Raw genomic sequence first — 21,417 nt, forward strand, 5'->3', positions numbered from 1 at the left:
CTCAAGCAATTCGGCAAAGTGGCAGTTGTTGCTGCCTTGGTACTTCGTTGTATACAGGGTCGCCGCTTTCGCCCTCACTTCGTCCGGCAGGGCGTGTGCCGGTTTTCTGCCACGATTCCCGTGGATAAGTGCACGAGCTCCTCCTTTGTTCTGATACTTCTGCTTCAATCGAATGACCTGCCTCTCCGTCAGCCCCAGCGCTGCTGCCCCTTCCTTGTTTGTCATATGTCCCTCGAAGATCTTTTCCACCACTAATACCTTCTTCAGCTCTGCTCTCGTCAATGTTAATGTCTCCTGTCCCATAGTGACATTATCTCAGAACAGTTATAGGGTGGCATTATCACGGAACAACAACAAAGTGAAGTGCACGGCTTGACTTTACCAAAATTCGCAGTTAAAATGTGAACAATGAAAATCATTGATGTGATCCAACGATGGGAATAAGTACTCCGGACCTTGCATAGCTCAGAGAGGGAAGCCCAGGCTGCAAGCTTCCTTATGCGAATCGGACGAACAGACATCCCGGAGGACAGTCGGGGAACCCCGCTGCTGCGCTTTCCGTGCCGTCAGGCCGGAGTGACGGAGCCGCTGGCAGTAGCCGCGCTGCGTATGGCGGGCGTTATCCGCTTCAAGTGTGAATGATCATCAGCGCCCGGCTGCCGCGGGGAGGATGCATTCGAATCGCGGGTGGTACCGCGGGAGAAATCGACATGTTCTCTCGTCCCTGTTAACGACAGGGGCGGGAGTTTTTTGTTTTTGTCCGCCCTGTTGCTGGGAGGGCACGGCCAGTAAGGGAAAGGAGTGAATGAAAAGATGAGTATTCAGAAACCGAAGGGTACGCAGGATCTGCTGCCCGGTGAAATCGAGAAGTGGCAGTATGTGGAGAGTAAGGCGCGCGAGCTGTGCCGGCGGTTCAACTACCGGGAGATCCGGACGCCGATCTTCGAGAACACGGAGTTGTTTCAGCGCGGTGTCGGCGAGACGACCGATATTGTCGAGAAGGAGATGTATACGTTTCTGGATAAAGGCGACCGCAGCATGTCGCTGCGTCCGGAAGGGACAGCCGGCGTTGTCCGCTCTTATGTGGAGAACAAGCTGTATGGCGAGCCGGATGTCAGCAAGCTGTATTATGTCGGTCCGATGTTCCGCTATGAGCAGCCGCAATCCGGGCGTTACCGGCAGTTTCATCAGTTCGGCATCGAAGCTATCGGTTCCGTCGACCCGAGTCTGGACGCCGAGGTGATTGCGCTCGGCTACACGTTCTACCGGGAGATCGGGCTGAAGGATGTGACGGTGGAGATCAACTCCGTCGGCAATCCGGCTGTCCGCGCCGCCTACCGGGAGCATATCCAGCAGTTTTTTGCGCCGGTCAAGGATCAGCTTTGCAAGGACTGCCAGTCGAGATATGACCGCAACCCGATGCGGATTCTGGACTGCAAGATCGATCAGAAATACTGCGAAGGTGCGCCGACGATTGTCGAGCATCTGGATGAAGAGTGCCAGACGCATTTTGCGCTGGTGCAGGAGTATTTGACGGCGCTGAATATCCCGTTCCGGCTGAACCCGCGCCTGGTGCGCGGTCTGGATTACTACACGCACACCGCCTTCGAATACAAGGCGGCGGGCATCGGCGCTATCGACACGATCGGCGGCGGGGGACGGTATAACGGACTTGTCGGCCAGATCGGCGGCGGAGGCCAAGATCAGCCGGGCGTCGGGCTGGGGCTCGGACTCGAGCGCATCCTGCTCGTGCTGCAGGCGCAAGGCGTGGACATTCCGGCTGCGCAGCCGCTGGATGTGTACCTGATCGGTCTCGGCGAGGCGGCGGAGAAGCGGATCGTCGGTCTGCTGCACGAGCTGCGCCTCGAAGGGCTGACGGCGGAGAAGGACTACCAGTCCCGCAAGCTCAAAGCGCAGATGAAATCCGCGGACCGGTACAATGCCGCTTATGTAGCCATTCTTGGCGATAATGAGCTGGCGAATAATGAAATTACCGTAAAGTCGCTCGCTACCGGCGAACAGGAGACGCTGCCGCTGGCAGAGCTCGCCCGTACGCTGGCGTCACGGAAACGCTAAACAACCCATTCTCATATTGGAGGAAGATAGGATCATGACACAATTGTTAAAAACGCATGACTGCGGCAAGCTAACCAAAGCAAATGTCGGCCAGACTGTAACGTTGAACGGCTGGGTGCAGCGCCGCCGCGACCTGGGCGGGGTTTTATTCATCGACCTGCGCGACCGCAGCGGGATCGTCCAGATCGTGTTCAATCCGGAGTTTTCCGGCGACGCTCACGACATCGGCGACCGGGCCCGCAATGAATATGTGCTGGCCGTTCGCGGTACAGTCGTCGAGCGCGATGCCGAGACGGTAAACGCGAACCTGCCGACAGGAGACATCGAAGTGCGCATCACGGAGATCGAGGTGCTCAATCCCGCGAAGAACCCGCCGTTTTTCATCGAGGACGGCATCGAGATCGACGAGTCGCTCCGTCTGAAATACCGTTACCTCGACCTGCGCCGTCCGGAGATGCAGCGCACGCTGCTGCTTCGTTCCAAGGCGGCCAAGGTGTTCCGCGATTATTTGGACGAAAACGGCTTTATCGAGGTGGAGACGCCGATTTTGACCAAAAGCTCGCCGGAGGGCGCGCGCGATTATCTCGTGCCGAGCCGCGTGCATCCGGGCGAATTTTTCGCCCTGCCGCAATCGCCGCAAATCTATAAGCAGCTGCTGATGGTCAGCGGTCTGGAGCGCTACTACCAGATCGCCCGCTGCTTCCGCGACGAGGACCTGCGTGCCGACCGCCAGCCGGAATTCACCCAGGTGGACATCGAAACCTCGTTCCTGACGCAGGACCAGCTGATGGAGCTGATGGAGCAGCTTACTGCCCGTTTGTTCCGCGAAACGATCGGCGTCGAGATCCCGACTCCGTTCCAGCGGATCAGCTATGCGGATGCGATGGGCAAATACGGCTCCGACAAGCCGGACCTGCGCTTCGGTCTGGAGCTCAAGGACGTATCGGATATCGTCGCGAACTCGGGCGTGCAAGTATTCAACAAGGTAGTAGCCGGCGGCGGCCAAGTGAAGGCGCTGAATGCCAAGGGCTGCGGAGTGTGGAGCCGCAAGGAGATCGACGACCTCGGGTCGTTCGCATCGCGTTACGGCGCCAAAGGCTTGGCCTGGATGACGTACAAGGAAGGCGAGCTGAAGGGGCCGATCGTCAAGTTCTTCAACGAGTCGGAACTGGAGCTGCTGAAGGAGCGTCTCGAAGCCGAAGAAGGCGACCTGCTGCTGTTCTCCGCCGACACGAAGAAAGTCGTAGCCGATGTGCTGGGTAATCTGCGCCTGAAAATCGGCAAGCAGCTCGGTCTGATCGACGAGAGCAAGTTCAAGTTCGCCTGGGTCGTAGACTTCCCGCTGCTCAGCTATGACGAGGAAGCGAAGCGTTATGTGGCCGAGCATCATCCGTTCACCCGTCCGAAGGAAGAGGATGTGCATTTCTTCGACACCGATCCGGGTCAAATCCGCGCTCAGGCGTATGACCTCGTCCTGAACGGCTACGAAGTCGGAGGCGGCTCCATGCGGATTTACAAGCGTGAGGTGCAGGAGAAAATGTTCGCTGCGCTCGGCTTCTCCACAGAAACGAGCTACGAGAAGTTCGGCTATCTGCTGGACGCCTTCGAATACGGCACGCCTCCGCACGGCGGCATCGCCTTCGGCTTCGACCGTCTGGTCATGCTGCTGACCGGCCGCACCAACCTGCGGGAGACGATCGCCTTCCCTAAGACGGCAAGCGCAACGGATCTGCTGATGAACGCGCCGGCTGAAGTGGAAGACAACCAGCTGGAGCAGCTGTCGATTCGTGTAGCGAAGAAGCCGCCTGTCGCCAAGGCGTAAGCATACCTGTCCGAAGCATAAAGCTCTTGCTCATATCCGGGCTCTCATCGGGGAGTCCGGACGCTAGGAAGCGATAAAGGAGAGAACTCGATGCTGCATCAATTTTCACGCACGGAGCTGGCTATCGGTCCCGAAGGGCTGGAGGTCATGAAGAACAGCACGGTCGCCGTTCTCGGCATCGGCGGCGTTGGCGGTATTGCCGCCGAGGCTCTGGCCCGGACGGGTGTGGGCCGGATCGTGATGATCGATAAAGACGTGGTCGATATCACCAATGTGAACCGGCAAGTCCATGCGCTGACGACGACTGTTGGCCAGCCGAAGGCCGAGCTGATGAGGGAACGGATTCTGCAGATTAATCCGGCATGCGATGCGATCGCGCTGCGCATGTTCTACACGGAGGAGACGTATGAGCAGCTGTTCGAGTATCCGCTTGATTATGTGCTCGACGCATCGGATACGATCAGCTACAAGATCCACCTGATCAAGGAATGCCGCAAGCGGAAAATCCCGCTGATCTCCAGCATGGGAGCAGCCAACAAGATGGACCCTACCCGGTTCCAGGTTGCGGATATTTCCAAGACGACGGTCGACCCGCTGGCCCGGGTCATCCGGCACAAGCTGCGCAAGGAAGGCATCCACAAGGGCGTCAAGGTTGTGTTCTCGACCGAGGAGCCGATCAAGCCTCGTGCCGACGTTACCCAGAAGATCGTGCCGGAGAATGCGCCGGAGATCCGCAAGGCCCAGCAGCCGCCGGCCAGCAACGCTTTTGTGCCGCCTGTCGCGGGATTGATCATGGTCAGCGTAGCGGTGAAGGACCTGCTCGCCAAAGCCGGAATCAAGTAAACAAGAAGAACGGTATTCGCTCGACGGGAGCGGATGCCGTTTTTTGTTTTGACGCTCAGAAGCGAAGCCGGCAGGGCTGTACCATTTTTCGATTCGGATGCGAACATGTGTTACAATATAAGGAGATTCCGTACGAAGAAGGTAGGTAGCGATGGACTTATTTGATTATAATCAGCCCTCCACGGAGGAATACATGCCGCTCGCCGAGCGCATGAGGCCGCGGAATCTGGATGAATATATCGGTCAGGCGCATCTGGTCGGCAAGGGAAAGACGCTAAGGCACCTGATCGAATCGGACAAGGTGCCCTCGATGATTTTGCAGGGTCCGCCCTCCAGCGGCAAGACGACGCTCGCTTCGATCATCAGCCAGCTGAGCGAAGCTGAATTTATCAAGCTGAACGCCGTCTCGCTGTCGATCGCGCTGCTGCGCGATACGTTCGAGAAGGCCAAGGATATGAAGAAGCTGTACAACAAGCGAACGATCGTATTTATCGATGAGATTCACGCGATGAAAAGCAATATTCAAGAGTCGCTGCTGCCTGTCGTCGAGAACGGCACGATCACGCTGATCGGCTGTACGACGGAAAGCATCCAGCATGATATTATCCCGCCTCTTGTATCGCGCTGCCGGGTATTTCAGCTGAAGCCGCTTACGGATCAGGAGATCCGCACGGCGCTTCTGCATGCGCTGGAGGATACGGAGCGCGGCCTCGGCAAGCTGAAGGTTTCGATCGCTCCGGACGCGATCGCGTATCTCGCGGATATCTGCAACGGGGATCTCCGCAATGCGCTTAATGCCCTGGAGGCTGCCGTATTCTCGACGTTCGACTCCGACGTCGTCGAGCTGGCCGCTGTGCAGGAGGCGTATGCGACCCGGATCAATACGATCACCACGAACGATAAGTACAACCTGACCTCGGCGCTCTGCAAGAGCATGCGGGGCGGCCATACGGACGGGGCGCTGTATTGGCTGGCGCGGCTGTTGGACAGCGGAGTGGACCCGATGTACATCGTGCGCCGCGTTATTGTACACAGCTGCGAGGATGTCGGGATGGCAAACCCCAACGCGCTGCAGGTCGCTGTAGCCGCGAAGGAGGCCATTCAGTTCGTCGGCATGCCGGAAGGCAGACTACCGCTTGCCCAAGCTGTGGTGTACGTGTGCGAAAGCCCCAAATCCAACAGCGTATACAAAGGGATCAACGCTGCGCTGCAGACGGTCCGGGACCACCGGGCCTATGAAGTGCCCGAGCAAATTAGAGACGCCACCAAAACGTATGTCAACCCGATCGACAACCCGGGAGCCGTTATCCAATATCTTCCGCGTGAGCTGAAGCATACCAGGTTCTATGAGCCGCAAAATGCCGGGGTCGAAGCGAAAATTTTCAGCCGTTATCACGACAAACGTCCCCAATAATCTACGATGGAGCGTGACCGTACCGGATGAACGTACAAATGGAGACTCGCCGCATAGCCAAGCGCATGAAGCCGTCTGTGGCTCTGCTGCTGCTGGCCGCCGTCGTAACGGCATGCGCGCCGAAGCCGGAGGCGGCCAGCTCGCATGCCGGGCATGAGCAGCATCAAACCGCAAGCGGAGATATTCAGGAGAAGACGGCTTCCGCTTCCGTGCTCCCGTCATTTTTGGATAAGCAGCCGGACGATATACGGCTTGTGTATCAGGCGGCCGGGCAGGCGGCGGACATCCTGAAGTGGATGCCCTGCTACTGCGGCTGCGGCGAGAGCGCAGGGCATCAAAGCAACCTGAATTGCTTTATCCAGAAAGTTAACGAAGACGGCTCGGTGATGTGGGACGATCATGGCACGCGCTGCGGCGTCTGTCTCCAGATCGCGGTCAAATCGATCAAGCTGAAGCAGGACGGCAAATCGCTGAAGGAAATTCGTCAGACGATCGACCAGACGTATAAGCAGGGCTACGCCAAGCCGACACCGACGCCGATGCCGGCGTAGTAGGCAGCCGAATTAAAGGAGACTACCTGCGAATATAACGGAACGAGGGGACAGAGCCTTGAGAGCATCCGGACGTCCGGCACAAAAACGCCGGGCATTTTTGTGCCGCTGTGCCGCTGTGCCGCGGCAGCCCTTGCCGGCCACCCGAGTACATTCTATCGCAGCCTGCGGAGGTCCGAAGGCGAACAATATTTGATCTTTTTGAATACCTTGTTCAAGTAATGGAGATCGCAAAAACCGACCTCGACGGCGATTTCCGTGACCGGCATTTCCGTCTCCAGCAGCAGTCTCTCGGCTTCGCCGACGCGAATTAACTGCAGAAAACGGCCGAACGTGTGGCCGGTCGCTTTTTTGAAGCTTTTGCAAAAATGATAAGGGCTTAAATTGACCATCTTCGCGGCGTCCTCCACGCTTATTTTTTCGGCGTAACGCTGCTCCACATACGTGATTAGCGGCTTGAACCGCTCGGCTTGCCGGGCGGTCTCTTTGGGCTTCTGCTGCGGACCGGCGCCATGCCGGAACAGTTGCGCGAAAGCGAGCGCCAGGTACAGCTTGGCGTTCATTTCGTAGGCCGTTTCGCGGCTCTCCAACTCGCGGACTGCGGACATGACCGGTCCAGCCACGTAGGCATAGAGCGGGGCTTCGGTCCCGATGTGAGGGGGAAGCCGGCGCTCCCCGGTCAGCAGCGGGGCGATCGTTCGGATGTAATGAGGATCGAAGCCTTTCCCTGCCAGCAAGTCCGGGTGAAACACGATGGCGACGAACTCGGTCGGACCCGCCGATGTCGCCTGGCCGGTATGAAGCTCTCCGCCGCCTACGAACAGCAAATCTCCGGGCTTGGCGGTAAAGGCTTGGCCGTTCACGATAAAGACCGCCTCGCCTTCCGTCATCCATATGATCTCCAGATGTTCATGCCAATGCAGTGGCAGGATGGTCGCTTCATGTCCCGTGTGGCGGTTGCGGAACAGGTTGACCGGAAATAGCGGATCTGTCTTCTGTTCTTCTCTCAGGTCGGTTCCGATAGGCATGCAGCTATCCTTCTCCCCCTATATCAAAATCGCAAGATCAGACCCATGAACCCCAAGATCATACCGAGCTATTTGGTGTCAGGTCTACTATGCTTATTATGATCAAGCTTACCGATATGCAGACCACAACGCAAGATTGCACCATCGTCCGGGGCTGGCAAAATATGAGGGGATAGAAGGAAGGGAGAATATAAACATGACAACAAGCAGCAGTCCGCATCGAATTGTGATTGCCGGGTGCGGCAGCATGGCCCGTACATGGGCAGCCTATGCGCTCGAGCGGCCCCATGCGGAGATTGTCGGGCTAGTGGACTTGTATGAGACGAGCGCGAGGAGCTTCGCCGGACATTTCGGCCTTGCGGTACCGATCTTCGCCGATTTGGATGAAGCGATAACGGCAACCGGAGCGAACCTTGTTTTCGACGTCACGATACCGGAGAGCCACAAGCAGATCGCCTCGACCGCCATAGCCCGCGGCTGCAGCATCTTCAGCGAGAAGCCGATGGCAGCCAGCTACGAGGATGCGAAGGAGCTCGCCGCCTTGGCAGAGAAAAGCGGAGCCAGGTATGCCATCATGCAGAATAGGCGTTTCCTGCCGAAGGCTCGTGCGTTGAAAGATTTTATAGCCACAGAGGCCATAGGTCCCATCGGAGCGATCCACGCCGACTTTTTCCTTGGGCCTCACTTCGGCGGCTTCCGCGACTTGATGGAGCATCCGCTTATTCTGGATATGGCGATTCATACGTTCGACCAGGCCAGGCAGATCAGCGGGGCCAACCCCGTCTCCGTTTACTGCCACGAATTTAATCCGCCGGGCTCCTGGTATCAAGGACATGCAGCTGCGATCTGCATCTTCGAGATGAGCGACGGCTCGGTTTTCTCCTACCGGGGGTCGTGGTGCGCGGAGGGCTTTGCAACATCGTGGCAGGCCGATTGGCGCATTCTGGGGGCGAAGGGCACGGTGCGCTGGGATGGAGAGAATGATCCGGTATGCGAGATGGTTGATGAGTCTCAGCGATCCGCTTTCATGAGACCCGTCAAGCGGGTCGACGTTCCGGTTGCCTGGCAAGGACGGGAAGGGCATCTGGGCTGCCTCGACGATATGTTCGATTCCCTTGAAGCCGGCCGTCCGTCCGAAACCGAATACTTCGATAACATCCTCAGCCTGTCCATGGTGTTTGGAGCGATTCAGAGCTCGAAAAGCGGACAGAAAGTGATGCTTGCTTAAGGTTGCGCCATTACAGCTTTTTTTCGTATCTCTTATCTGTTTTCCGTTCTAGGCCAAACTTCGGATGTATAAGGTAGTAATACAATCTTATTACCGGAAATCCGGCGAGCAGCGTGCAGGAAGCCTTACGGCAGCCACGGGGTCGAAGGCCGGAGGTTCCAAGTTTGGGTTAGGAAGGTGGTTTGGCTTGAGCGGCGATCCGTTATCCTTCTGGTTATGCATCATGTTGGTCGTCTTATTGATTGGATTGAACGGGCTGCTCGCGGCGGCCGAGCATGCGCTGGCCAGAGCTGCCCCGGGCGAGGGAGCCAAAGCGGTTACGCCCGACGGCTCTCTGCCTGCAGTGCGAGCGGAGGAAGGGCTGCGACCCGCCGGGACGGACTTGCCGGAGCGCCGGGCGGAGAAGCATATAGGCGGAATCCGGGCCGGCATCACGCTGGCGACGCTTGGCCTTGGCTGGCTTGGAGCGGCAAAGCTGACGGTCATTCTGGAGCCGCCGCTGCGCCCGCTCGGACTATCCGGGCAGACGGTGCATCTGCTAGCAGCCGTCCTTGGCTTCCTCGCGCTGACTCTGCTGCAGCTGATTTTGGGCGACCAGCTGCCTCGAGCCTATGCGCTGCGCAGGCAGGAGAGGGTTGTATGGCTTGCGGCGAGACCGGTTGCCTTGCTCGGCAGGCTGTTTTCTCCTCTGCTTAGACTTTCGAACGGCATGACGAACTCGCTGCTGAGGCTAGCCGGCATAGATCCGGCGGAGGAGCGGGGGACGGCTCATACCGAGGATGAGATTCGCTCATTGATGAAGGAAAGCAACCGGCGGGGGTTTATCGCCAATACGGAGATGACGCTGGTCGACAATATATTCGAATTCGCCGAGACGAACGCCAGAGAAATTATGATTCCGAGAACGGACATGGTTTGCCTGTATGCCCAAAGATCGTACGAAGAGAACAAGCTGCTGGCAATCAGCGAAATGCATACCCGTTATCCGCTCTGCAAGCCGGATAAGGATAATATTGTAGGCTTCGTGCATATCAAGGATTTGCTCAAGCTGGCCGACGGGGAGGGAGATATGCAAGAGATCGTGCGCCCGATCCTGAAGGTGCCGGAGTCGATGCAGATCAGCGCGCTGCTGAAGCTGATGCAGAAGCGGAAAACGCAGATGGTGCTGCTCATCGACGAGTTCGGCGGTACGAGCGGTCTTGTCACTTTCGAGGATATTATCGAGGAAATTGTGGGCGAGGTCCAGGACGAATTCGACGAGGAGCGCCCTCAGATCGAACGGCGAAGCGATGCCGAGCATTCCATAGACGGCAGACTGCTGATTGAAGAAGTGAACGCTTTCTTCGGCCTGGCGATTGAAACGGACGACTACGATACGATCGGAGGCTGGATGTATTCGCAGGTCGAGATGCCTCCCGCCCGGCAGCAGGAGGTGCGAATCGGCGAAGAATGGTCCCTGGTCATCGAAGAGGTGGATCACCTGCGGATCACGCGAATTTTAATGATTCGCATCCAGCCCGGGATGAACCGAACATCATCCAACTAGCTGATCTGAATGCAGATCAGTTCTTTTTTTGTATTTACAACGTAACAGTGTTATGTTACATTTATTGCGAGGAGGGGTTTTCATGCACGATGAGGAGCTGATTTCCAAGAAAGAGCTGCTGGAGCAGAAGGGCATCTCGTACGGGCAGCTGTATCGCTGGAAGCGAAAGCAGCTCATTCCCGAGGAATGGTTTATCCGCAAGTCTACGTTCACGGGACAAGAGACGTTTTTTCCGAAGCGGCGCATCTTGGCGCGTATCGATAAGATTGTCAATATGAAGGATGATTTGTCGCTCGATGAGCTGGCCGATGTATTTTCCCCGACCGCGGACAGCTTAGCGATGGAACGGGCTGAGCTAATGCAACGAAACATTGTTTCGATTGATTCGCTTGATCTATACGATTCGGTATTCGGAGAAACGGCTGTGTTTCCATTTAGGCGCATCCTGTTTACCTATATGCTCGACAAGCTGCTGTACGCCGGCGAGATCAATCTGGATGAAGGTCGGATGATGCTGCGAACGTTAATGGAGCGGGAAGCCGCGATGGAGCACAGCAAGCCTTGGGTGCTCGTGTTTATTCGCAAGATGGGCATCTCTTCTTTTCTGCTGGCGGAGGGCGAGGCGTTCTGGTTTGAAGCGGGTACGAAGGTGGTAGCCCGAATAAGCGCGGCGGCCTGTGCGGAAGAGCTAAGACTAAAGATGAGTTAACGAAAGGAGAGATTCGGATGGAGACGCGTTATCCGCTTACCGTTACCGGCAATGGCAGCTCGGCCGGCGGGATGTTCAAGGTCATTAAAATTGTGGGAGAGGCGCGCTTTACGGGAGATGTGGATTGCCTGGGATTCCGGTGTACGGGTTCGGCCTATCTGGCGGGGGCGCTCAAAAGCGACGTCTGCCGCGTCAGCGGAACATTGGACGTGAACGGAGATATGGACATCGGCCAGGCAGTTGTTAACGGCAGGCTGGAGGTAGGAGGAGACGTTAAGGCGGGGAAGATCAGGTCCAACGGCGAAACGATCATCCATGGCAGCGTAGGAGGCGAGCGGATTCACCTCGAAGGCTACTTCCTGATCAAGGGGCGCTGCGAGGCGGAAGAACTCAGGATCAAGGGGATCATAAAGATTAACGGGCATATGAACGCCGATGTGGTGGAACTGGGTCTCCACAGCCGGTGCGTCGTCTCCGAGATCGGAGGGGGGCGCATCGAGGTGAGAAGGGCTTCCGGCCACTTGCTCAAGAAGCTGGCGGGGGCCTTATTCCTTCCGGAAGATTTCTATGAAGGGACTTTGCAGGCGGGGACGATCGAAGGCGACGATGTGTATGTGGAACATACGACTGCGGACATTGTGCGCGGACGTCATGTCACCCTCGGTCCCGGCTGCCGGATAGGGCGGGTCGAATATACCGGGCAATTGCATCAGGAAGCGGGATCAAATGTGGCAGAAGCGGTAAGAACCGGAGAAGAAACGGAGTGAGGAATATGTCGGGCAGAGGAGATTTGAATATTGACGGCATTATGACTGGGGTTGGAGGCGGAGAGTATCGTTTTGTTACCATCAACGGTCATGGCACGATTAACGGCGATGTGGACTGTCTCACCTTCTCCTCGAACGGCCGGGCGGTTGTCCGTGGCGCTGTAGAGGCGGCGGAGCGAGTCGATGTGAACGGAGCGGCAACCTTCGAACAGAAGCTTGCAGCGGGTGAAGTGCGCATCAACGGCAAAGCCGATATAGGAGGCGCGCTGCATGCGGAGCTTCTGCGAGTGGACGGCCACATGAAAGTAGGGGAAGGTCTGTCCGGAGAATCGGTGGAGGTGAACGGATATCTCGGGGTTCACGGCTCCTGCGAGGCGGAATTGTTCCGGTCGCGGGGCTGCTTCCGAATCGGCGGCTTGCTCAACGCGGGGAAAATCGAGGTCGAGCTTTACGTGGAATGCCGGGCCAAGGAGATCGGCTGCGAGACGGTAGAGGTCCGGCGTCCGTTATCCGCCAATCCGTTTGGCAAGCTGGTCCGCACGCTTTTCAGCGGCGATATGCTGATCGCGGGAACGATCGAAGGCGATGATATTTATCTGGAGTCCACCAAGGCCGAAATTGTCCGGGGCAAACGGGTGAAGCTGGGCGCCGGCTGCGAGATCGGGCTGGTGGAATACAGCGAATCGTATGAGCAAAGCCCCGAAGCCCGGGTGAGAGACAGCCGGAAAAGCGTATAATCGGGCGCAAAATTTTAAAAGAACGGAGAGTCTTTATGGCAAACGCCGGACAGCGTCATTTGGGTTTTGTAGTGGCTGGTCTGATGCTTGGCATCTTGACCGCAGCGATGGATAACACGATCGTCGCTACGGCTATGGGAACAATCGTGGCGGATATGGGAGGGCTCGACAAGTTTGTCTGGGTGACGAGCGCCTACATGGTAGCGGAGATGGCCGGGATGCCGATCTTCGGCAAGCTGTCCGATATGTATGGCCGCAAGCGTTTTTTTGTCTTTGGCATGATTGTGTTTCTGATCGGGTCGGTCTTATGCGGCACGGCGCAGAGCATCGAACAGCTCAGCATGTACCGGGCCATTCAAGGGATCGGCGGCGGGGCCTTGATGCCGATCGCATTCACGATTATTTTCGACGTATTTCCGCCGGAGAAGCGCGGTCAAATATCTGGCTTGTTCGGGGCCGTGTTCGGGATGTCGAGCATATTCGGTCCGCTGCTGGGCGCTTATATCACCGACTACATCAGCTGGCACTGGATCTTTTACATCAATCTGCCGATTGGCCTGCTTTCCCTGGGCTGCATTATGTTCTTCTACAAGGAGTCGCTGATCCACGCGCGGCAAAAAATCGACTGGCTCGGCGCGGCGGCGCTGGTCGGGGCAATCGTCTGTCTAATGTTCGGTCTGGAGCTGGGAGGGCATACCTACGCCTGGGATTCCGCGCAGATCATCGGCTTGTTCGGCGGCTTTGTTGTGCTGTTTGCGGCCTTCGTGCTGATCGAAAGACGGGCGGAGGAGCCGATCATCTCCTTCGATATGTTCCGCAGCAAGCTGTATGCGGGCAGCAATCTGGTGGGGCTGTTCTTCGGAATCGCCTTCATCGTGGCAACTGTGTATATCCCGATCTTTATCCAGGGCGTATACGGCGGATCGGCCACGAACTCCGGCTTGATCCTGCTGCCGATGATGCTCGGGACGGTCGTAACGGCCCAGGTCGGGGGTTTTCTGGCCGGCTCGGGCAAAATGAGCTACCGCGGCGTCATGATCGCGTTTTCGCTGCTGTTCATTGTCAGCATGGCGCTGCTTGCCACGATATCGGCCGCTACACCGCGGTGGCTGCTCACCGTCTACATGATTCTGGTCGGACTTGGCGTAGGCGCTTCCTTCTCGACGCTGGGGATGGCGGCGATGCATCCGTTCGACGAGACCCGGCGGGGCTCGGCCAGCTCGACGATGTCCTTCGTCCGGACGCTCGGGATGACGCTCGGCATTACGATCTACGGTCTGATCCAGCGCAATGCTTTTGCCGCCCGGATGGGAGAGAGCTTTGGAGCAGGCAGCGGTACGCCTGGCGGCGGGTTGTCGAGTGATCCGCGGGCCCTCCTGTCACCGGAAGCGCGCGCAGCTATCCCGGCTCCTGTGCTGGAGACGATTACCGGGGCGCTGTCCGCTTCGATAACCCATGCATTTATGTGGGCAGTTGTTCCGGCTGCGCTGGCATTCGTTTTTTCGCTGACTATGGGGGCGGACCGGATGAAGCCTCAGCCGCGGGCCGCCGCCAAGGCAGAGTAACGAATTTTCTGCGGACATGATATACTTGCTCTAACGATTCAGTATGAGAGCAGGGAGTTGGGTAAGCGTTGGCCCGTCTATTCAAAGGATTCAAGGTGACCCCGCCGCGCGTCTTCGCGCTGGGATTTGCGCTTATTATTGCGATCGGCACGCTGCTGCTGTCGCTTCCTGCCGCCGCACAGAGCGGCAGGCATACGCCGTTTATCGATGCCTTGTTCACGGCGACCTCGGCAACCTGTGTCACGGGGCTTGCCATTGTCGATACCGGAACTTTTTATTCGACATTCGGCCAGCTGGTCATTCTGGCGCTGATTCAGCTCGGCGGACTCGGGTTTATGACGACGGTGACGTGGTTCGCGATCGCGCTGCGCAAGCGGATCTCGCTGCGCGACCGGATCATTTTGAAGGAGTCGCTTAATCTGTCGGGCATCGAAGGAGTCGTGCGGCTCATTCTGAAGGTGCTGCTGTATTCGGCTACGATCGAAGGCGTGGCGGCGCTTTACTTCAGCTATCGCTGGTCCTTCGAGATGCCGCTGCCCCAGGCCATCTACTATGGCGTGTTCCATGCGATCTCCATCTTCAACAATGCAGGCTTCGAGCTGCTTGGCGGGTCTCGGAATTTGACTCCTTATGTGGAAGACTGGGGGATCAACGTCGTATCGATGCTGCTGATTCTGCTTGGGAGCATCGGGTTTATCGTCTTGGCCGAGCTGGTGGATTACCGGCATTCGCGCAAGCTGTCGCTGCACAGCAAAGTGGTGCTGTCGGCCACGGCGGTGCTGACGCTTGTAGGCGCGCTGCTTATTTTTATTTTCGAGTTTACGAACACGCGGACCTTGGGGGCGCTCGAATGGGACGGCAGGCTGCTCGCCTCGCTGTTTCAATCGATCAGTCTCCGCTCGGCCGGCGTCAACACGGTCGATATTTCCCAGCTTCGCTCCGCGACCATGTTTTTGATGATCATCATGATGTTTATCGGTGCGGCTCCCAATTCGACCGGCGGCGGCATCAAGCTGACGACCTTCGTTATTCTGGTCGGAGCCCTGCTGGCGATGATCCGGGGGAAGGAGGATGTGGTGCTTTTCCGCCACCGCATCGCTAAAAGCGACATTTACAAGGCAACGACGTTCTGCTTTATTGGTTTATTTTGTGTTGTAGCTTCAACGATGGCGCTGTCGGCCGTCCAGCAGCAGGATTTTCTTATCATTTTGTTTGAAGCCGTGTCGGCATTCGGCACAGTCGGCCTGAGCGCAGGGCTGACAACGGAGCTGACGACGGGAGGCAAGGTGATCATCATCATCATGATGTATATTGGCCGTGTCGGCATCGTAACGCTGGCTTATGCGCTGCAGCCGAATCCGAAGAAGGAGCCTTTCCGGTATCCGGAGGGCAAGCTGACGATCGGCTGACCCGGACTCTCGGGCTTTCGCCTCGTCAACGGCTCCGTTATAGCCCGGGAAATAATTTACGACAAAGAAACCGTTGGAATCCGATTCATTCCGACGGTTTCTTTTGCGTTTCTATAGGTTGTGGTGCTGTTTGCGCCGAATGGAGAGAGCGCTCAAAACGCTATTCAGCCTTAAGCATCCGATCGATCACGGCTCCGCCCAAGCAGATGTCGCCGTCGTAGAACACAACGGACTGTCCCGGCGTAATCGCCTTCTGCGGCTGGTCAAAGGCGACTTCGCAGTTCCCGCCCGATCCGAAATGAATAGTCACGCCTTGATCCGGCTGGCGGTAACGGAACTTGGCCGTACAGCGGAAGGGCTCCTGCGGCGGCTCGCCGGCGATCCAGTTCAGCTCGGAGGCGAGCAGCCCTGTCGAATACAGCTCGGGATGCTTCTCGCCCTGAACGACGTACAAAATGTTGCGCTCCAAATCCTTGCCGGCGACGAACCACGGCTCGCCGCTGCCGGAGCCGCCGATGCCGAGGCCCTGGCGCTGGCCGAGCGTATAGTACATCAGCCCGTCGTGCCGGCCTTTGACTTCGCCGTCCAGCGTCTGCATATCGCCTGGCTTGGCCGGCAAATAACCGCTGAGAAACTCCTTGAAGTTGCGCTCGCCGATGAAGCAGACTCCTGTGCTGTCCTTTTTCTTCGCTGTTGCAAGACCGGCCTTCTCGGCGATCGCCCGCACCTCGGGCTTTGGCAGATGGCCGATCGGGAACATGGCTTTGGACAGCTGGTATTGATTGAGCGCATGGAGAAAGTAGGTTTGATCCTTCCCGGCATCCACGCCGCGCAGCAGTTGGAACTTGCCGTCCGTTTGCCCCACGCGGGCGTAGTGGCCGGTAGCGATATAATCCGCCCCCAGCTCAAGCGCTTTGTTCAGGAACTCGCCGAACTTAATCTCCCGGTTGCACATGACATCGGGGTTGGGAGTCCGGCCCTTGCGGTATTCGTCAAGGAAGTAGGCGAATACCTTATCCATGTATGGTTTCTCAAAATTGACCGTATAATAAGGAATACCGATCTGATCGCAGACGCGGCGCACATCCTCGGCGTCTTCCTCCGCCGTGCAGTGGCCGAATTCGTCGGTATCGTCCCAATTTTTCATAAATACGCCGATCACCTCGTAGCCCTGTTCCTTCAACAGGAGCGCCGAGACGGATGAATCGACGCCGCCGGACATCCCGAGGACAATACGTGGTTTGCTCATAAGTTTTCCCTCGCTTTGCTTGATGACATGGTTGTTATTATACATCTAATCGGTCGGAATATAAAATTTTTTCATGAATATGACACGGTTAGTCTCCCATCGAAAACGGTTTTATGTTACGATAGAAAAGATACGAAAATGTATGATATGTAAATGAGGTGCTAGACTTGAAAATTTCTACTAAAGGCCGCTACGGGCTGACCATCATGATGGAGCTGGCGACCCGTTTCGGAGAAGGCCCCACCTCACTGAAAAGCATCGCGGAGAAGCATCAGCTTTCCGAGCATTATCTAGAGCAATTGGTTGCCCCGCTGCGTAATGCCGGGTTGGTCAAGAGCATTCGCGGCGCTTATGGGGGCTACATCCTTTCGAAAAATCCGGAAGATATTTCCGCCGGCGATGTGATTCGGGTATTGGAAGGGCCTATCTCACCTGTGGACTTCACGGAAGAAGACGATCCGGCCAAGCGGCATCTGTGGGTGCGCATACGCGATGGGATCGCGGAGGTGCTGGATTCGACCTCTCTGCACGACCTGATCAACTTCAAGGATGAGGGTAATAAGAGCGATAGCTACATGTTCTATATCTGAGTTTCCGGATCGGTTCTAAGCCATAGCCCCACGATGTGGGGTTATTTAGGGCTTAACGGCTTTATTTTTATTACAGGCTGCAGGCCAACGATGACATGCGTGTAAATGATGATATGTAAGAATGAGTGTGGTGAATTCAATTGGACACGATTTATTTGGATCATGCCGCTACGACTCCGGTTCACCCGGATGTCCTAGAGGCTATGCTGCCTTATTGGAGCGGCAGCTTCGGCAACGCCTCCAGCATGCATGGGGCGGGCCGGGCGGCAAAGCTCGCTTTGAATCAAGCTCGGGACGGCATCGCCGCTCGAATCGGCTGTATGCCTTCGGAGCTGGTGTTCACGTCCGGCGGCACGGAGAGCGACAATCTTGCCTTGTTCGGCGCCGCTGAAGCCGGCAGGGACAAGGGCAGGCATATGGTGACAACAACGGTCGAGCATCATGCAGTCCTGCATGCTTGCCAGCGGCTGGAACGGCTTGGCTACGAAGTGACCTATGTGCCGGTCGACGAGCACGGACGAGTATCGGCTGCGGATATCCGCGATGCCGTCAGGCCGGATACGATATTGATCAGCGTCATGCACGGCAACAACGAAGTAGGCACGCTGCAGCCGATCGAGGAGATCGGAAGCTTCGCGCGCGAGCGGGGTATCGTATTTCACGTCGATGCCGTTCAATCGCTTGCATATATGCCTCTGCGTCTTTCGGAGCTGCCGGTCGATTTAATGAGCTTTTCCGCGCACAAGCTTAACGGTCCCAAAGGGATCGGCGCGTTGTATATAGCCAGGACAACAAAGTTAGCGGCGCAGAGCTACGGCGGCTCGCAAGAGCGCAAGCGCCGTCCCGGTACGGAGAATATTCCCGGTATCGTCGGATTTGCCAAAGCGTTGGAACTTTTTGACCGGAAGAGGTATGAACACAGGGAGAATGTGGAAAGACTAGCGGGTATACTGGTTAATGAGCTGGAGCAGCGGCTTGGGAAGGAAAGCTTCATAATTAACGGTCATCCGGTTCACCGGCTGCCCCACATTCTGAATATTAGCTTTCCGGGAATCGCCACGGAGACGATGCTGATGAATCTGGATCTTGCGGGAGTCGCCGCCGCCAGCGGATCGGCTTGCACATCGGGCTCGCTGGAAGTGTCCCATGTGCTGAGGGCCATGAAGCTGCCGGAATCCAGAGCAATCTCGGCTATCCGGTTCAGCCTGGGCGCCGGCAACGATGAAGCTCAGATGGTCCGCACCGCTCAGATTGTTGAAACCATCGCCCGGCGCTTACGTACTAAGACTTAAGTCTTTTCATATGCTCGTGTTCGGGCTACCTGCAGGGCTGCTCCTCGGTTTATGGCTCCGATCCGGAAATGGAGAGAATGTTGTTGAAGCGAACGCGAGATGTAATCGGGTTGCCCGTGATTTGTGTGCAGACCGGTAAGCAGGTAGGCGCAATCAAGGATGTGCTGCTCGACGACGAGTGGCAGGTTCGTGCTTTCATACTCAGCGATGGACACTGGTTCCAGGAGGCGAACTGCGTCGAATGGGAAGGTGTTGTAGCAATCGGCGACGATGCCGTGACGATCGAGCGCGAGGATCTGATCAAGCCGCTCGAAGCGGAGGAGTCGTGGAGATTGCTGCTCGGCGGCAGCCGCCGCATCAAAGGATTACCCTTATTAACCGTTAACGGAAACCAGCTCGGGTTCGTTGACGATGTTTATTTGGATGGGGAATCGGGTAGGAAAGTAATAGGTTATGAAGTAACCGAGGGTTTCATTTCAGATCTCAAAGAAGGGCGCAAGTGGTTGCCAATGCCGGACTCGGTGAAGGTCGGCGAGGATGCCTTGATTGTTCCCGTTCACGCAAGCGAGGCATTGGAGGAAATCTTCGTACCAAAAGAAGAATAGGGTGATACCAATGTTACGTTGTCCAAATTGCAACTCCAAAGATATCGGCAAAATCGGCTCGCATCAATTTTATTGCTGGGGCTGCTTCATCGAACTGACGGTGAACGGGGAGAAAATGTCTGTATTCCAGGTTGAGGAAGATGGCACGCTCAGCTCGCTGGACGATCTTTTCTTCGAAGAGGAAATGCCGCAAGTGCATGCCAATTAACGAATGACATAGTTAACCGAATATGAACGCCGCCTCGGTAAGCGACAAGCGCTTGCCGATTAGCGGCGTTTTTTGCCGTCTGCAGGCGTACGAGAGGACGAATGGACAGCTGACGGACGCAGCATGAGCAAAACGATGGGTTAATATCCAAGGGTTGTACATATACTGTCTTATGGGTAACCCGCCGCTGCCGATGCGGCGCTGCGCTAGGAGGAGAAATTCATGGACAAACTGCCAAGAAACCGCGTCCTGCTGGGCATGATCTATGTGCTGATCGGACTCGCCATCCTGCTGCTGCTTATGCAGCTTCGTCCGATGATCTCGGGCGTTTATGTGTTTCTCAGAGAAATTCTGACCCCGTTCATCATAGCTCTTATCATCTCTTACGTATTGAATCCGGTGGTATCGCTGCTGGGCGCGCGCCGCGTTCCCCGTACGATCGCCGTATTGCTGATCTATGCCATGTTCATTATGTCGATGACGGTTATTCTCATGAATGTGATTCCCATGTTCGTGAAGCAGCTGGCGGAGTTGAATCAACATATGCCTGACGTGTCGTTTCGGGCGCAAAGCCTGGTGGACAATTTGAACGGCTTGCAGTTCCTGCCCGACAGCGTGCGAATTGGGATCAACCAGTCGCTGTCCAAGCTGGAGGCGGGCATTTCGGCAGGCATAGCCAACTATATTGACGGCATCGGCAACACGATCAATGCGCTGTTTATGATTTTCATCATACCGTTCGTCTCCTTCTATATGCTGAAAGACTTTCAACTGCTGGAGAAGACGACGCTGGCTATCGTGCCGAAGACGCATCGCAAAGAAATTGTATCCATGCTGATGGATATCGACACGGCGCTCGGCAACTACATCCGGGGCCAATTTACCGTTTGCGTCATTATCGGCGTACTGGCCTATATCGGCTATTGGGCGATCGGGATGCCGTATGCGCTGCTGCTGGCCAGCATCGTAGCGGTATTTAACATTATCCCCTATCTAGGGCCGTTTCTCGGAGCTGCGCCTGCCCTGATCGTCGCGTCGACCATCTCGATCAAGATGGTGCTGCTGGTTATCGTGGTCAACACCGTCTGCCAAATTCTTGAGGGCAATGTCATCTCTCCCCAGGTGGTAGGCCGATCGCTCAAGATGCATCCGCTGTTTATCATATTTGCGCTGCTGGTCGGGGGCGAGGTGGCCGGCATAGCGGGATTGATTTTGGCGGTGCCGTTTTTTGCCGTGATGAAGGTGATTTTGCAGCATTTGTTCCTATATTATGTGCATAGACGGACGGTGCATTGAGGCCGGCATACTGGCTCCGCACGTTCTAAGGCGCATGTTGCAAGCAGGCATTACGCGCCAATCCAGGGGCGAGGAATGAAGCGAACGCTGAGTTTTGATGGCGGCTCGGAAGTTTTGCGCCGAGGTATTACATTATTGTGAGGGAGCGTCCAGTTGACAGCCCCTGCTTGACAGCGGTATAATTTGCCGGTATAAGAACCATTGACTATAGTCAAAAAGCGTCGAAGAAATTCAGTAGGTTGTAGTCCATTAGCCAGAGAGAAGGCTTGGGGCGCGGCACAGGATTCGCCACGAACGGCATAGAGCCGGACTAGGATGCTGTCAGGTCGACCCCGCTGCGAGAGCCTTCCTGATGAAGGATAACCGAAAGCTCATTTCCGAGTGCGGATAAACTCCGCCGGCCCCGGACCCGTTAATATCCGGCAAAAGGAGATTGTGCCCGGCATTCCTGCGCTTCCAAGCGTCGGTAGCCTGCAGGCGCG

General features: G+C 56.5%; 20 protein-coding genes. 17 read left to right on the forward strand and 3 right to left on the reverse strand.

Translation table 11 applies throughout. The features are described 5' to 3' along the window. On the reverse strand, positions 1 to 282 hold a 282-nt coding region (locus BLR08_RS10930), incomplete at its 3' end, for a helix-turn-helix domain-containing protein (protein WP_143014363.1). Positions 283 to 813: 531 nt separating this feature from the next. On the opposite strand from BLR08_RS10930, the gene hisS reads away from it, so the two are divergent. The 5 genes from hisS (at position 814) to BLR08_RS10955 (ending at position 6,706) form a co-directional block, all read left to right on the forward strand. Continuing rightward, the gene (gene hisS, locus BLR08_RS10935; protein ID WP_072329466.1) at positions 814 to 2,076 is read left to right on the forward strand and encodes a histidine--tRNA ligase; all 1,263 of its coding nucleotides are present in this window, start codon (positions 814 to 816) and stop codon (positions 2,074 to 2,076) included. A gap of 34 nt (positions 2,077 to 2,110) precedes the next feature. Beyond that, positions 2,111 to 3,898, forward strand: a complete 1,788-nt coding sequence (gene aspS, locus BLR08_RS10940; protein WP_072329465.1) for an aspartate--tRNA ligase — start codon at positions 2,111 to 2,113, stop codon at positions 3,896 to 3,898. A gap of 90 nt (positions 3,899 to 3,988) precedes the next feature. Further along, positions 3,989 to 4,741 (forward strand): tRNA threonylcarbamoyladenosine dehydratase, encoded by a 753-nt coding sequence (locus BLR08_RS10945; RefSeq protein WP_072329464.1) that lies wholly within the window; start codon positions 3,989 to 3,991, stop codon positions 4,739 to 4,741. A gap of 151 nt (positions 4,742 to 4,892) precedes the next feature. Then, positions 4,893 to 6,155 (forward strand): replication-associated recombination protein A, encoded by a 1,263-nt coding sequence (locus tag BLR08_RS10950; RefSeq protein WP_072329463.1) that lies wholly within the window; start codon positions 4,893 to 4,895, stop codon positions 6,153 to 6,155. A 65-nt stretch (positions 6,156 to 6,220) separates the two neighbouring features. Then, a complete protein-coding gene (locus BLR08_RS10955) occupies positions 6,221 to 6,706 on the forward strand; it encodes a PCYCGC motif-containing (lipo)protein (protein ID WP_072329487.1) in 486 nt (161 codons plus the stop codon). 155 nt (positions 6,707 to 6,861) lie between these two features. Here BLR08_RS10955 and BLR08_RS10960 read toward each other — a convergent pair whose 3' ends face one another. Next, positions 6,862 to 7,734: an AraC family transcriptional regulator gene (locus BLR08_RS10960; RefSeq protein ID WP_072329462.1), complete on the reverse strand. Its 873-nt coding sequence runs from the start codon at positions 7,732 to 7,734 to the stop codon at positions 6,862 to 6,864. Positions 7,735 to 7,930: 196 nt separating this feature from the next. Between BLR08_RS10960 and BLR08_RS10965 the strand changes: the two genes are divergently transcribed. The 7 genes from BLR08_RS10965 to BLR08_RS10995 all read left to right on the forward strand — a co-directional run bounded on the left by BLR08_RS10965 (position 7,931) and on the right by BLR08_RS10995 (position 15,695). Then, positions 7,931 to 8,962 carry a Gfo/Idh/MocA family protein gene (locus tag BLR08_RS10965; RefSeq protein WP_072329461.1) on the forward strand — a complete coding sequence of 344 codons (1,032 nt, stop codon included), beginning with the start codon at positions 7,931 to 7,933 and terminating at the stop codon, positions 8,960 to 8,962. A gap of 187 nt (positions 8,963 to 9,149) precedes the next feature. Then, positions 9,150 to 10,508, forward strand: coding sequence for a hemolysin family protein (locus tag BLR08_RS10970; protein WP_256257525.1), 1,359 nt, complete (start codon positions 9,150 to 9,152; stop codon positions 10,506 to 10,508). 82 nt (positions 10,509 to 10,590) lie between these two features. Next, positions 10,591 to 11,217, forward strand: a complete 627-nt coding sequence (locus BLR08_RS10975; protein WP_072329460.1) for a YhbD family protein — start codon at positions 10,591 to 10,593, stop codon at positions 11,215 to 11,217. Positions 11,218 to 11,234: 17 nt separating this feature from the next. Next, on the forward strand, positions 11,235 to 11,984 hold the full coding sequence (locus BLR08_RS10980; RefSeq protein WP_072329459.1) for a hypothetical protein: 750 nt from the start codon (positions 11,235 to 11,237) through the stop codon (positions 11,982 to 11,984). Between the two features lie 5 nt (positions 11,985 to 11,989). Next, complete coding sequence (locus BLR08_RS10985) at positions 11,990 to 12,721, forward strand: polymer-forming cytoskeletal protein (RefSeq protein WP_072329458.1); 732 nt, start codon at positions 11,990 to 11,992, stop codon at positions 12,719 to 12,721. 35 nt (positions 12,722 to 12,756) lie between these two features. Next, the gene (locus tag BLR08_RS10990) at positions 12,757 to 14,286 is read left to right on the forward strand and encodes an MDR family MFS transporter (protein WP_072329457.1); all 1,530 of its coding nucleotides are present in this window, start codon (positions 12,757 to 12,759) and stop codon (positions 14,284 to 14,286) included. 68 nt (positions 14,287 to 14,354) lie between these two features. Then, complete coding sequence (locus tag BLR08_RS10995) at positions 14,355 to 15,695, forward strand: TrkH family potassium uptake protein (RefSeq protein ID WP_072329456.1); 1,341 nt, start codon at positions 14,355 to 14,357, stop codon at positions 15,693 to 15,695. 160 nt (positions 15,696 to 15,855) lie between these two features. Here BLR08_RS10995 and mnmA read toward each other — a convergent pair whose 3' ends face one another. Then, a complete protein-coding gene (gene mnmA, locus BLR08_RS11000; RefSeq protein ID WP_072329485.1) occupies positions 15,856 to 16,944 on the reverse strand; it encodes a tRNA 2-thiouridine(34) synthase MnmA in 1,089 nt (362 codons plus the stop codon). Between the two features lie 167 nt (positions 16,945 to 17,111). On the opposite strand from mnmA, the gene cymR reads away from it, so the two are divergent. The 5 genes from cymR to BLR08_RS11025 all read left to right on the forward strand — a co-directional run bounded on the left by cymR (position 17,112) and on the right by BLR08_RS11025 (position 20,935). Beyond that, positions 17,112 to 17,534 (forward strand): cysteine metabolism transcriptional regulator CymR, encoded by a 423-nt coding sequence (gene cymR / locus BLR08_RS11005; RefSeq protein WP_072329455.1) that lies wholly within the window; start codon positions 17,112 to 17,114, stop codon positions 17,532 to 17,534. A gap of 140 nt (positions 17,535 to 17,674) precedes the next feature. Beyond that, entirely contained in the window at positions 17,675 to 18,826 is a 1,152-nt protein-coding gene (locus tag BLR08_RS11010; RefSeq protein ID WP_072329454.1) for a cysteine desulfurase family protein, read from the forward strand. 77 nt (positions 18,827 to 18,903) lie between these two features. After that, complete coding sequence (locus tag BLR08_RS11015; protein WP_256328354.1) at positions 18,904 to 19,431, forward strand: PRC-barrel domain-containing protein; 528 nt, start codon at positions 18,904 to 18,906, stop codon at positions 19,429 to 19,431. Between the two features lie 10 nt (positions 19,432 to 19,441). Then, on the forward strand, positions 19,442 to 19,639 hold the full coding sequence (locus tag BLR08_RS11020; RefSeq protein WP_014371928.1) for a hypothetical protein: 198 nt from the start codon (positions 19,442 to 19,444) through the stop codon (positions 19,637 to 19,639). A gap of 222 nt (positions 19,640 to 19,861) precedes the next feature. Beyond that, positions 19,862 to 20,935 (forward strand): AI-2E family transporter, encoded by a 1,074-nt coding sequence (locus tag BLR08_RS11025; protein ID WP_072329453.1) that lies wholly within the window; start codon positions 19,862 to 19,864, stop codon positions 20,933 to 20,935. Positions 20,936 to 21,417: the final 482 nt, after the last annotated feature.

The sequence above is a fragment of the Paenibacillus sp. cl123 genome (genome assembly GCF_900101595.1).
GTDB lineage: Bacteria > Bacillota > Bacilli > Paenibacillales > NBRC-103111 > Paenibacillus_G.